The organism is Hathewaya proteolytica DSM 3090, from assembly GCF_900142225.1.
In the GTDB taxonomy this organism is placed as follows: domain Bacteria; phylum Bacillota; class Clostridia; order Clostridiales; family Clostridiaceae; genus Hathewaya; species Hathewaya proteolytica.
Map to the genome: position 1 here is coordinate 1 of NZ_FRAD01000036.1, position 12,925 is coordinate 12,925.

The 12,925-nt window shown below is 35.0% G+C and carries 13 protein-coding genes and 2 tRNA genes; 12 read left to right on the forward strand and 3 right to left on the reverse strand.

Annotation, left to right across the window (positions count from 1 at the left end):
- Nucleotides 1-28: 28 nt before the first annotated feature.
- Both BUA73_RS13290 and BUA73_RS13295 read left to right on the forward strand, forming a co-directional pair.
- Nucleotides 29-103 (forward strand) — tRNA-Asn (locus tag BUA73_RS13290).
- A 233-nt stretch (nt 104-336) separates the two neighbouring features.
- Nucleotides 337-573 carry a hypothetical protein gene (locus BUA73_RS13295; RefSeq protein WP_072904591.1) on the forward strand — a complete coding sequence of 79 codons (237 nt, stop codon included), beginning with the start codon at nt 337-339 and terminating at the stop codon, nt 571-573.
- A gap of 32 nt (nt 574-605) precedes the next feature.
- Here the strand turns inward: BUA73_RS13295 and BUA73_RS13300 are convergent, their stop codons facing one another.
- Both BUA73_RS13300 and BUA73_RS13305 read right to left on the reverse strand, forming a co-directional pair.
- Nucleotides 606-2,138 (reverse strand): sensor histidine kinase, encoded by a 1,533-nt coding sequence (locus BUA73_RS13300; RefSeq protein ID WP_072904592.1) that lies wholly within the window; start codon nt 2,136-2,138, stop codon nt 606-608.
- Entirely contained in the window at nt 2,128-2,802 is a 675-nt protein-coding gene (locus BUA73_RS13305; protein ID WP_072904593.1) for a response regulator transcription factor, read from the reverse strand. Before BUA73_RS13305 ends, BUA73_RS13300 begins: the two co-directional genes overlap by 11 nt.
- Nucleotides 2,803-2,918: 116 nt before the next feature.
- Between BUA73_RS13305 and BUA73_RS13310 the strand changes: the two genes are divergently transcribed.
- From BUA73_RS13310 to disA, 3 genes are all read left to right on the forward strand, one after another.
- On the forward strand, nt 2,919-5,354 hold the full coding sequence (locus BUA73_RS13310) for an ATP-dependent Clp protease ATP-binding subunit (protein ID WP_072904594.1): 2,436 nt from the start codon (nt 2,919-2,921) through the stop codon (nt 5,352-5,354).
- 127 nt (nt 5,355-5,481) lie between these two features.
- Complete coding sequence (radA, locus tag BUA73_RS13315; RefSeq protein WP_072904595.1) at nt 5,482-6,858, forward strand: DNA repair protein RadA; 1,377 nt, start codon at nt 5,482-5,484, stop codon at nt 6,856-6,858.
- 15 nt (nt 6,859-6,873) lie between these two features.
- Nucleotides 6,874-7,932: a DNA integrity scanning diadenylate cyclase DisA gene (gene disA / locus BUA73_RS13320; protein ID WP_072904596.1), complete on the forward strand. Its 1,059-nt coding sequence runs from the start codon at nt 6,874-6,876 to the stop codon at nt 7,930-7,932.
- A gap of 55 nt (nt 7,933-7,987) precedes the next feature.
- Here the strand turns inward: disA and BUA73_RS13325 are convergent, their stop codons facing one another.
- Nucleotides 7,988-8,386, reverse strand: coding sequence for a nucleoside triphosphate pyrophosphohydrolase family protein (locus BUA73_RS13325; RefSeq protein ID WP_072904597.1), 399 nt, complete (start codon nt 8,384-8,386; stop codon nt 7,988-7,990).
- Between the two features lie 176 nt (nt 8,387-8,562).
- On the opposite strand from BUA73_RS13325, the gene BUA73_RS13330 reads away from it, so the two are divergent.
- The 7 genes from BUA73_RS13330 to BUA73_RS13360 all read left to right on the forward strand — a co-directional run.
- Nucleotides 8,563-9,666 carry a PIN/TRAM domain-containing protein gene (locus BUA73_RS13330; protein ID WP_072904598.1) on the forward strand — a complete coding sequence of 368 codons (1,104 nt, stop codon included), beginning with the start codon at nt 8,563-8,565 and terminating at the stop codon, nt 9,664-9,666.
- A 45-nt stretch (nt 9,667-9,711) separates the two neighbouring features.
- Nucleotides 9,712-10,110: a Mini-ribonuclease 3 gene (locus tag BUA73_RS13335; protein WP_072904599.1), complete on the forward strand. Its 399-nt coding sequence runs from the start codon at nt 9,712-9,714 to the stop codon at nt 10,108-10,110.
- Nucleotides 10,111-10,154: 44 nt separating this feature from the next.
- Complete coding sequence (rlmB, locus tag BUA73_RS13340) at nt 10,155-10,922, forward strand: 23S rRNA (guanosine(2251)-2'-O)-methyltransferase RlmB (RefSeq protein ID WP_072904600.1); 768 nt, start codon at nt 10,155-10,157, stop codon at nt 10,920-10,922.
- On the forward strand, nt 10,922-11,434 hold the full coding sequence (locus BUA73_RS13345) for an NYN domain-containing protein (protein WP_072904601.1): 513 nt from the start codon (nt 10,922-10,924) through the stop codon (nt 11,432-11,434). The genes rlmB and BUA73_RS13345 overlap by 1 nt, the downstream gene beginning before the upstream one ends.
- 39 nt (nt 11,435-11,473) lie before the next feature.
- Nucleotides 11,474-12,106, forward strand: a complete 633-nt coding sequence (gene sigH, locus BUA73_RS13350; RefSeq protein ID WP_072904602.1) for an RNA polymerase sporulation sigma factor SigH — start codon at nt 11,474-11,476, stop codon at nt 12,104-12,106.
- A gap of 88 nt (nt 12,107-12,194) precedes the next feature.
- A tRNA-Thr gene (locus BUA73_RS13355) sits at nt 12,195-12,270 on the forward strand.
- A gap of 87 nt (nt 12,271-12,357) precedes the next feature.
- Nucleotides 12,358-12,925: GTP-binding protein (locus BUA73_RS13360; RefSeq protein WP_143147018.1), on the forward strand; the 568-nt coding region annotated here is incomplete at its 3' end.

Genomic DNA, 12,925 nt, shown 5'->3' on the forward strand with positions numbered 1-12,925 from the left:
GGGAGAGTAAGACGTTGCCAGGTCATATTCCGCGATAGCTCAATGGTGGAGCACTCGGCTGTTAACCGATAGGTTGAAGGTTCGAATCCTTTTCGCGGAGCCATTTATTTTAAATACAGTTTCCAAACTTTAGTAGGAATAAGTTCCTTTTAAAGTTTGGAAATTTTTTTCAGCAAAAAAAGGAATAATAATCATTAAATGAGAGATACTACTATCATACTAAATAGGAAAAAGAAAATATGAAAATAAGAAAGGAGCGTGTTGCCAAACATCTAAGAGAATTACAGGTGTGCAAGGTGAAAGCCTCTTAGAGGGTTTTGGTGACAGATATGTAGTATGTCGGAGTATTCACTTGATATTGCAGGTAGGATTGATGCTAGTGATTACAGCATCATAGACGATTATATGAGAATAGTGACAAAAGAAGATAAATTAAAGATAACCATTGACAATGGTTCCGCCAGCGAAAGCGGTATGATATGTAGTATGCTTCAGAGTTCAGATTTTTACATACAATCTCGAGGACAATCCAATAATGGAAAGTACTGCATACAAGCTATTAAACAGTATTGATTTATAAAGAAAGAATGGCCATATAGATGTGGTCATTCTTTCTTTAGTGTAAAATGAAATTTAACACCAATATCTGTGTTGCAAATATTGAATTGGCTTTTGTGTTTCGTCAAGATGGAGCTAACGATATTTAACCCCAGTCCAGTACCACCAGAATATTTATTTCTAGATTTTTCGGCTCTATAGAACTTATCCCATACAAGATTAATGTCCTCATCAGGTATATTAGAGTCTTCATTTTCTATTTCTATGACTATATCATCGCTAGAATTGAACTTAGAATACAGGCGAATATAAATATGGGACATCTCTTTTGAATAGTTTACAGCATTAGATAGCACATTTCTCAATACAATTTCTATATTATGTTCATTGCCAACTACCATTAGCTCAGGGGATACATAAGAATTTAAGATAAATTGCTTATTAGTGTATGCATCAGAAAAACTTTTTGTTGTATTGTATAAAAGCTCATAGATACAGAAGGATCCTTGTGGCAGTTGGAAGTCACCATAATCCATTTCACAAGATTGAAGCATATCCATTACCAGTTTATTCATATTTTTAGCTTCGTCAATGATAACATCAAGATAAAATTTTCTACTAGTTTCATCGGCTATATTGTCTCTAAGACCCTCGGCATATCCTTCTATAAGACTTATAGGAGTTTTCAATTCGTGGGAAGCAGAGGAGATAAAATCTTTTCTCATCTCTTCAAGCGCAAGTTCTTTTTCCATTTCTTTTTTTAAATCCTCATTGGCTACGGTTAGATTGGACAGGGCAGTATTTAAATTATCACTAAGAAAATTAAGGCTATTTGCTAGAGTGCCCAGTTCATCATTACTATTTACATGACACTTCTCAGTGAAATCTAGGGAAGCCATTTTTACTGCTGTTTTGTTAATGGCAATAAGGGATTTTGTCACAGTTCTCGAGAAAAATAATGAAAAAACCACAATTAAAACTATAACAAAAATGTATATATACACGTAATATTGCTTCATTACATTTGATGCTTCGTTGACCGGTTGCAAAGTGGATATGACAAATATTATATTGCTGATTTTATTTTTGATTACTAAGGGCGATACCACCACAAGGTTATTTGTCTGCAGTACAGGGTGTTGAAATTCAAAGGTTACAGTTTCCTTATTTTTCACCACATCAAAATAGGACTCGCCAAATTGCTTCCAATTGTTAATTGCCATATTAATAAGATCATCATCATATGCATCTTTTTTAATGTTTGAATCACCACTGTTTTGGATGGGTTTATGGAGATAAGTATAACGAAAATTAGAATCTAAAACAGCAAATATGGCATTGTTTTCATCCTCAAATTTATAAATGTTGTCATAAGGTATATGGGCCACGCTTCCCTTTATGTCAATATCGTTTTTAAATTTAAGAACATTATTTTTCAATGATGTCATTTTTGAATTATAGTAGAAGCTTTCAAAAAAATAGCTTTGTCCAAGAAGTATTATAGTGATGATGATAAAAAACAATCCTGTGATTATAAAGAAAAGTTTAAGGGATATATTTTTTTTTATCTTACTCAACATAGAATTTATAACCTAACCCCCGTATTGTGTGTATATATTGTGAACATGCCCCCAACTTTTCCCTAAGTCTTTTTATGCTTGTGTCCACCGTCCTGTAATCACCTTCATAATCATACCCCCAGACATTGTCTAGCAGCATATCTCTTGTCAATACAATGTTTTTGTTTTTTACCATATACAGAAGAAGATTAAATTCTTTTGTGGATAATTGAATTAGGTCTTCTTTTATAGACACTTCCCTTGATGGAATGTTGATTTTTAATGAGCCCACTGAGATGCTGTTTTCTGATCCTAAGGTTCCATTAGCTCTCTTTAAAAGTGCTATGGTTCTAGCTATAAGTACTTTAGGACTGAAGGGTTTTGTAACATATTCGTCAGCACCTAGCTCATATCCTAATAACTTATCTTCTTCCTGTGACTTTGCTGTAAGTATTATTATAGGAACTGTAGATTTCTCACGTATAGCTCTGCAAAGACTAAAACCATCAAGCTTTGGCATCATTATATCCATTATAATCACGTCAGGCTGAGAGTGAAGAAACAGGTTCAGGGCTTTTTCACCGTCTTCAGCTTCTATAACTTCAAATTGTTCTTTTTTGAAGTAATCCCTAAGTAGGATTCTCATTCTAAATTCATCTTCTACTAACATAACAGTTTTATTCAAATTATCACCACCTATTATGTTTGTAATTATATCACAATAATTTAAGAGTATGTGCTTAAAAATATTTTTCTTGGGCAGAATTACAATATAATTGGCAATTTTAGGAGGTAACTAACATGAGCAGTAAGTTTACAGATAAATCTCAAAAAGTCATATTGTATGCAAAGGAGTCGGCACAAATTTTAAGGCATGAGTATGTAGGCACAGAGCACCTTTTATTAGGCCTACTAAAAGACAATGAAAACCACTTATTTTATATTTTAAATGAAAACAATGTAGATGCTGATAAAGTTGAGAGTTCTATTATAAAAGCAACAGGTTTTGGAGAGAGGCTTTACAAAGGAGAAGAAATTTTATTAACTCCTAGAAGTAAGCGCATACTGGAAAACTGCTATGATGAAGCGGTATCACTGAAAGCTGATTACGTAAGCCCAGATCATATAGCTTTGGCTCTTTTAAAGGAAGAACATAGTGTGGCAGTAAGTTTACTAGAGGATATGGGCATGAACATTGAAAGTATAAAAAAAAGTATCTTGAATACTATGCAAGGCAGTGGAAAACCCGATAATTATATTATGAGGAAAAAGCAGGATTATAAAACTCCTATGTTAGATAAGTTTGGGAAAGACTTGACAGAGGAAGCCTGTTCAAAGTGTTTAGACCCTGTTATTGGCAGGGATAGAGAAACAGAAAGGCTTTTAGAGATATTATGTAGGCGAATAAAAAATAATCCTTGTCTTATAGGTGAGCCTGGTGTGGGAAAGACTGCCATTGTAGAGGGTTTAGCACAAAAGATAGTGGAGGGAAAGGTTCCCAAGAATTTATGTGATAAGAGAATAGTAAATTTAGATATAAGTTCCCTAGTTGCGGGTTCAAAATACAGAGGTGAGTTTGAAGACAGGTTGAAGAAGGTTATTGATGAGGTGGAGAAGTCAAGGGATGTTATCTTATTTATAGATGAAATCCACACCATGATCGGAGCTGGAGGTGCTGAAGGAGCCATCGATGCTGCCAACATTCTAAAGCCTTCCTTGGCTAGAGGCGGAATTCAGTGTATAGGTGCCACTACTATAGATGAGTATAGAAAACACGTTGAAAAGGATGCTGCTTTGGAAAGAAGATTTCAACCAGTTATGGTGGAGGAACCTTCAGAGGAGGAGTCCATTGAGATTATTAAAGGTATAAGAAATAAATATGAAAGTCATCATGGTGTAAGGATAACCGATGAAGCAATTGAAAGTGCTGTAAAGCTATCTAAGAGGTATGTTGCCAATAGATTTCTTCCAGATAAGGCCATAGACTTGATAGATGAGGCCAGTGCAAGGGTTAGAATCGACAATTACTGTAATGTTCCTGAAATGGATGAATTGCAAAAATCTATAGCAGTTGCTCAGTGTGAGAAAATATCGGCTATAGAGTACCAAGACTTCGAGAAAGCAGCTCATTCTAGAAATATGGAATTAAAACTGAAGGATAAATTGCAGGAGATGAAGGACAAATATAATAGGACACACAGACCTTGCAAAATGGTGGTGGATTCGGACAAAATTGCAAAAATATTATCTGAATTAGTAAACATACCTGTGCAAAAGATAACTGAAAAGGAATCAGAAAAATTGCTTAATATGGAGGAACAGATTCACAAAAGAGTTATAGGTCAGGAGAGGGCTATAACCGTAATTTGCAAGGCTGTAAGGCGTGCTAGAGTTGGGTTAAGGGATCCAGGCAGGCCAATAGGTACTTTTATATTTTGTGGTCCTACGGGGGTTGGAAAAACTGAGTTGTGCAAGGCTCTGGCAGAAGCTATGTTTGGGGATGAAAACAATATAATAAAAATAGATATGTCTGAGTACATGGATAAACACACAGTATCTAAACTTATAGGGGCCCCACCAGGATATGTAGGGTATGATGAAGGTGGTCAGTTGACGGAGAAGGTTAGAAGAAAGCCATACTCCGTGGTTCTTTTCGATGAGATTGAAAAGGCCCATGAAGATGTTTTTAATATTTTATTGCAGATACTTGAGGATGGAGTTCTCACAGATAGCAAGGGTAAAAAAGTAGATTTTAAAAATACTATAATAATATTGACCTCAAATCTTGGCGCTGGGTATTTTAAAAAACAGACACTTATAGGATTCTCATCTGAAAAATCTGAAGAAAAAAGGGCATACGATACTTTAAAAGACAATGTAAATGTAGAGCTTAGAAGGACCTTCAAGCCAGAGTTTCTCAATAGAATAGATGACACCATTATATTCAATAGACTTAATCGAGAAGAGTTGCTTAAAATCATGGAGTTTCTCTTACAAAAGCTGTGTAACAGACTTGAGAGTAGGAATATAACCGTGAGCTTTACACCAGAAATTAAACAATATCTCATAGAAAAAGGGGAGAGTCAAGAGTTTGGGGCTAGGCCTTTAAGAAGAATTGTAACAAATGTAATTGAAGATAAGCTATCAGAGGACATTCTTTGTGGTAAAATAAAAGATGGAGATAGTATCATAATGGATTTTAAAGAGAACAAAGTTCTAGTTCAAAATATATCTTAAGATTAAAAATAAAAGAAAGTTTTAACATTAGATGAAATCTATACGATATTAATAGTATTTATTGCGAATAAAGATTATAATTTACTTTGTATATAGAGATTTGTATATAGAATAGGAGAAAATTTATATGGGCAAAATTAAAAGTGTTTTTGTGTGTCAGGATTGTGGATATGAAACCTCTAAATGGTTGGGGAAGTGCCCACAATGTAATAAATGGAATACATTCGTAGAAGAAATTGAACGAAAATCTGATACAAGAGCCACATTAATTAAAAATACAGAAAGCTCTCCTAGAAGTATTTCAGAAATAAAATCAGGAAAATACGAGAGAATCGATACAAAAATTAATGAAGTCAACAGAGTTTTAGGTGGAGGATTGGTCAGAGGATCAGTTACATTGATATCAGGAGATCCTGGCATAGGGAAATCTACCCTACTACTACAGTGTGCAGGGAATATAAGTGGGTCGGAGGGATTGGTCCTATATGTATCTGGTGAGGAGTCGGAAGAGCAAATAAAGATGCGGGCGGAAAGGCTTGGAATAAATAATAAAGAGCTGTATATTGTGGCTGAGACAAATGTAGACAATATTGAGGCCCACATTAAAAATCTCAATCCCAAGTTCGTCATCATCGATTCTATACAGACTATGTATAAGGAAGGCATGAGTTCGGCCCCTGGTTCTGTATCTCAGGTAAGGGAATGTTCTAACTTCATCATAAGAATAGGTAAAACTATGGCTATTCCTTTGTTTATAGTTGCCCACGTTACTAAACAAGGGGAATTGGCGGGTCCAAGGGTATTGGAGCACATGGTGGATACAGTATTGCATTTTGAAGGCGAAAGAACCCAAGAATACAGGATATTGCGAACTATAAAGAATAGATTCGGAACCACAAGTGAAATTGGTGTTTTTGAGATGAAGGGAGCGGGTCTAATTGAAGTTACCAATCCTTCCATTACTTTTCTTGAAAACTCCAGTCGAAAGGTAGAGGGCTCTAGTGTGGTTGGTATAGTTGAGGGAACTAGACCTGTGTTAGTTGAAATACAAGCCCTAGTGACTGAGACCAGGGCTCCTATACCTAGGAGAACTGTAATAGGTATAGACATTTCTAGGTTGAATCTTATATTGGCAGTTTTGGAAAAGAAGTTAAAGTTGCCCTTTTATTGCAATGATGTATATGTAAATGTGGTAGGGGGACTTAATTTAGACGGAACATATGCGGATCTCGGTATAGCAATGGCCATAGTGTCTAGCATAAAGAGCAAGGCTCTTTCTTTGGAAAATCTTTTGATTATAGGAGAGATAGGATTGACAGGTGAAATAAGATCTGTAGCCTTTGCAGATAAATTAGTCGGTGAGGGCATAAAATTAGGCTTCAAGAATTTTATTGTGCCAGCGAATAACGAAAAAAATATATCTGAATTATTGAAGAGTAGCAGAAAAGAAATAAATGTACAATACGTCAGTGACATTAGACAGTGTATAAATAAAGTTTTTTAGTAAAGGGTGAATATTGTGAGGATTAATAAAGACAGGGAGTTAATGAACATACTAAAACTTATGGCTCCAGGTACGTTGCTAAGAGAGGGTCTAGAAAACATCTTAAGGGCAAAGACTGGGGGTCTTATAGTAATTGGAGATAAAGAGGAAATACTAAAAACCGTGGATGGTGGGTTCAATATAAGTGCTGAATACACTCCGGCGTACGTATACGAATTGGCTAAAATGGACGGCGCTATAGTTCTTACGGAGGATGTTAAAAAAATTTTGTACGCTAATACTCAACTTATGCCAGAGCAGTCTATTTCCACAGGGGAAACTGGTACGAGGCATAGGACAGCAGATAGATTGGCAAAGCAAACGGGGGCAATAGTCATAGCCATATCTCAGAGGAGAAATATAATAACTGTTTACAAAGGAGCTATGAAGTACATACTCAAGGATAGTAGTGTGATTTTAGCTAAGGCAAACCAGGCAATTCAAACTCTAGAAAAGTACATATCTGTTTTAGACAGACTTATGTTAAATCTTAATCTTCTTGAATTTCAGGATCTAGTGTCTTTGTTTGATGTTTTAACGTGCATACAAAGAATAGAGATGGTTATGAGAATCGTTGAGGAGATAGAAAGGTATATATGTGAACTTGGAAATGAAGGTCGTTTAATATCTATGCAATTAAGCGAGTTAATAAAGGATGTTGAGGAAGAGGAAATATATTTAATACGTGATTATTGCAAAGAAAATTGCAAAGAAGAGGAAATATATATTAATCTGCAAAAGCTTACGTCAGATGAAGTAATAGAGATAGACTATATAAGCAAAACTATGGGCTATCTTGGAGTACCACTGGTAGACACACTTATATCCCCAAGGGGGTACAGAATGCTTGGTAAAATACCAAGGCTTCCAAGCAGTGTAGTCGATAATTTGGTGTTAGAATTCAAGGAGTTGAAAAATATTCTTGAAGCTACTCATGAACAATTAGACAAGGTAGATGGCATTGGGGAAGCTAGGGCTAGGGCCATAAAGCAAGGTTTAAAGAGACTTAGAAATCAATATCTCATTGATAGGTAACTTTAAAGGGATGCTTATTTAATAAATAATGTTAAACACCCCTTTGTTAAAAAGATTACCTCAATGTGTATTTGCCTAAGGTAGAGAGTTTGTCACTTTCTTTTATTAAAACATCATACAAATTCATGTCTAGTAAATTACATAAACATGTTAAATAAAAAATGTTGTTGCATAGTTCGTTTTCAATAACTTCTCTACATTTTGGACATAGGTCACCTGTAAGGTGATTGGAAATGGTCTTAGTTAAGATATCTATGTCAGAAGCATTGCTATTATAAATCTGTTTAGATGCCTTTATCTCTATACAACCACAGGAGGTTACAGATTTGCATACAGCCCTATTCAATTTTGCTTCTGATTCCGTAAGTTTAGACAAAACGTCTAGAATACTTTTATGTCTTATAAGACAATCATTAACCTGGTTTTGATATTTATCCAGAATCATATCTTTCATGAAATCAACTCCTCTAGTATGTATTATAAATATGATGATAATGTATTAACATCATAAATAATAGGGGGCAATGAATAATAATTAAAAAATATTGCATTGAGGTACATAATAATATATATTGGTATAAAGAATAATATGAATATATTATGTGAATAATTCAAAGGGAGGCGTATAATTTGATAAAAAAAATCTTAAGAGTTCTTTTTACACTGGCAGGATCAGCCATAGGCTATATAGTGGCAAAAGAGGTATTAGAATTAAGTTATGTTAATCGACTTACGTATATTCAATACATAGTGGGAAACGAAATATACAAAGCAATATATATATCTATTATAATATTATTATTTTCACTTCTTATGTTCATGGTATCACCTATATTGGCAAAATGGACAATGAACGGCATAGAACAAGTAGAACATGCTATTCAGAAGAGGCCTATAAACGAAATTATATTTGGAACACTAGGTGCAATTATAGGATTATTGATTTCCACTCTATTTTTAAGTCAGCTAAATATTGATTCTATAATATGGACGGTGATAACTAGCATAATAACCGTTATAATAATGATAGTATGTGTAGATGTAGCTATAAAGAAAAAAGAAGATATAAATGGTTTTATAAGTGGATTCAAGAAAAGTAGCGGCAGTAAAGAAAAAAAATCCAAGGGTAGAGCCACTGCAAAGGTTCTAGATACGTCTGTTATCATCGATGGAAGAATCCTGGATATATGCAAAACTGGTTTTGTAGAGGGTACTCTAGTTATCCCGCAGTTTGTATTGGAGGAACTTAGGCACATAGCTGACTCTTCGGATGATTTAAAGAGAGTGAGGGGAAGAAGAGGACTTGATGTATTGAATAGCATACAAAATGACCTCAACGTTCCTGTGGAGATAAGTGACACTGATTTCCCTGATATAAAAGAAGTTGATAGCAAACTATTAAAACTAGCTCAGGAATTGAATGGAAAGGTATTGACAAATGATTTTAACTTGAACAAGGTAGCTCAATTTCAGGGGGTGGAGGTTCTCAACATAAATGAACTTGCAAACTCTATAAAGCCTATCTTGCTTCCAGGTGAGGAAATGGTTGTTCAATTAGTTAAGGATGGAAAAGAACCAGGACAAGGAGTTGCCTATCTAGATGATGGTACTATGATTGTTGTGGAAGGTGGACGAAAATATATGGGTCAGAATGTAAAAATTGAGGTTACATCTGCATTGCAAACAGCAGCTGGTAGGATGATTTTTGGAAGAGTAATAGAATCTATACAATAGTTAATGAATCCTAGTTAGCAAGGCTTTGAAAAGGTAGGGAATGATATGGATTTATTTGACAACACAATTACAGATAAAGAGGCTTTGGGCGTTAGCGCCCTAGCCTTTGCATATGTTGGAGATGCGGTATACGAAATTATAATACGCAATTATCTTATTACTAAATTTAAAGAAATGAATGCTCATAAATTGCATGTAAAGGCTACGGAATACGTTAAGGCAAAGGCGCAATGCGAATTTATGAAAAGCATCATGGAGTACCTTACAGAAGACGAGATGGCGGTGTTTAAAAGAGGTAGAAATGCAAAATCATATACAAGTCCCAAGAATGCTGATATTACAGATTATAGAATGGCTACAGGGTTTGAGGCATTGATTGGCTACCTATATATTACAGGAAGAAAAAATAGAATTAACGAATTATTAAATTATGTGGTAAAATAGGCTATGAATTGTGTATAATTAAATTTAGAAAGGGTATGGAATCAATGAATTATAAAGCGGATGACAATATTAATCAAAATATTGTAGAGGGACGAAATGCAGTAACAGAATTATTAAAAAATGGGAAAAACATAGAAGCTTTGTATATTGTAAGAGGAAATATTAGTGGATCCATAACAAATATAATTAAACTTGCAAAGGAAAATGGTATAGTAATCAAAGAAGTAGATAGAAAAAAATTAGATATTATGTCTGATACAAAGGCGCACCAGGGGGTTATTGCGGTCACTACTCCTTACAATTACTGTCAGGTTGATGATATACTTAAATGTGCAGAGGAAAAAAATGAAGCTCCTTTTATTGTAATATTAGATGAGCTAGAGGACCCACACAATATGGGTGCTATTATAAGGACTGCAGAGGTCTGTGGAGTTCATGGTATAATTATACCTAAGAGAAGAAATGTAGGGGTTACCCCAACTGTCTATAAAACTTCAGTAGGAGCCCTTGAGTACGTAAAAATAGCCAAGGTTACAAATCTAAATAGTTGTATTGAGGACCTGAAACACAAGGGCATATGGGTTTATGGTGCAGATATGCATGGGAGGGAATTTTGTTATGAAACAAATTTTCACGGACCAGTGGCATTGGTTATAGGTAGTGAAGGGAAAGGTATATCTAAGAGTGTAAAGGAAAAGTGTGATTGTCTTGTAAAAATACCTATGGTAGGGAAAATTAATTCATTAAACGCATCCATTGCAGGTGGAATAATGATGTATGAAGTTCTTAAGCAAAGGTTAGTAAAAAAATAGTGAAATTAATATATGTGGATGGTTACAATGTAATTAATTCCTGGCCAAATCTCAACATGATTAAGGAACACAATTTTGAAGGATCTAGAGAAAAACTAGTAGAGATTTTACAAAATTATGCTTCTTACGGGGGGGATAGGGTTGTATTGGTATTTGATGCTCACTTAGTGAAAGGTTCATTAGAGAAAAAGGAGCGTTTAGGCAATATCACAGTGGTATACACAAAGATGGGAGAAACTGCCGACAGTTACATTGAGAGACATGTAAATAAGGTGGGAAGGAAATATGATGTTATGGTGGTGACATCTGACTTGTTGGAACAGCAACTTGTATTTCAGAGAGGTGCTATGAGGATATCAGCAATGGAATTTTACCAAGAGGTAAGTAGAATATGCAAAAAAATCAGCAATAAAATAAGTTCTAGCGCTGTTAGTAGCAGAAATCTTATAGAGGATAGGATAGACAGAGAAGTATTTGAAAAGCTTGATAGCATAAGAAAACAGGATGATTAATTTCTAGGAAAGTATTATGGCCGGAGGTATTAGAAACGTATGGTTGAGAATACAAACAATGGTGTGGTGTATGAAACAATGACAGATGAAGAGGTAGCTATGTTGGCTAGAACACAGGATAAGGAGGCACAGAACTATCTTATTGAAAAATATGAGCCGTTTATAAAAATAAAGGCAAAAACTTTATTTATAATAGGCGGTGACAAGGAAGATATATGTCAGGAAGGCATGATTGGTCTTTATAAAGCAATTAGGGACTTTAAAGACAACAAATTATCATCTTTCAAGGCCTTTGCTGAGCTGTGCATTACAAGGCAGATGATTACCGCTGTGAAAACGGCTACAAGACAAAAACATTTGCCACTGAATACCTATGTTTCTTTGAATAAGCCGCTTTATGATGAGGAATCCGACCGTACTCTCATAGATGTTCTCAGCAGTTTCAAAGTTACAGATCCTGAGGAGCTAATTGTAAGTAAAGAGTCAGTGGAAGATATTGAAGAAAAAATATCCACTGTTTTATCACAATTAGAACAAGAGGTTTTCAATTATTATCTTGATGGAAAGTCTTATCAAGAGATAGCTTGTGATCTAAATAGAGATCCTAAATCTGTAGATAATGCATTGCAAAGAGTAAAGCGAAAACTAGAAAAAAGTTTTCTAAAAAAATAGTCAAGTGTATTGACAATACAGCATAAAAAGAGTAAAATTAATATCTAGTTGTGATAGATTAGAAAAAATCTGTGAAGAATTCAATTGTGCCCACGTGGCTCAGTCGGTAGAGCGTCACCTTGGTAAGGTGGAGGTCGTCAGTTCGATTCTGATCGTGGGCTCCAGGTTTTTTATTTTTTATACAACACACGTGGATGAGTTTATTAAAAGATTATAGGATTATTCTTTATACATGGAGGAGGAAATAAAAAATGTCAAAGGCTAAATTCGAAAGAACAAAACCGCACGTAAATATAGGAACAATAGGACACGTAGACCACGGCAAGACAACATTAACAGCAGCAATCACAATGGTGCTTGCACAGAAGGGCTTTGCACAGGCATCAAAATATGATGAAATAGACAAAGCACCAGAGGAAAAAGAAAGAGGAATCACAATCAATACATCACACGTAGAGTATGAAACAGAAAACAGACACTACGCACACGTTGACTGCCCAGGACACGCAGACTATGTAAAGAACATGATAACAGGAGCAGCACAGATGGATGGAGCAATTCTAGTTGTATCAGCAGCAGATGGTCCAATGCCACAGACAAGAGAACATATACTACTAGCATCAAGAGTAGGAGTACAGTATATAGTAGTATTCTTAAATAAAGCAGACATGGTAGATGATCCAGAACTAATCGAATTAGTTGAAATGGAAATCAGAGAAATGTTAAGCGAATACGGATTTGATGGAGACAATGCACCAATAACATGTGGATCAGCATTAGAAGCAGTAAACAATCCAACAGACCCAGAGAAATCAAAAT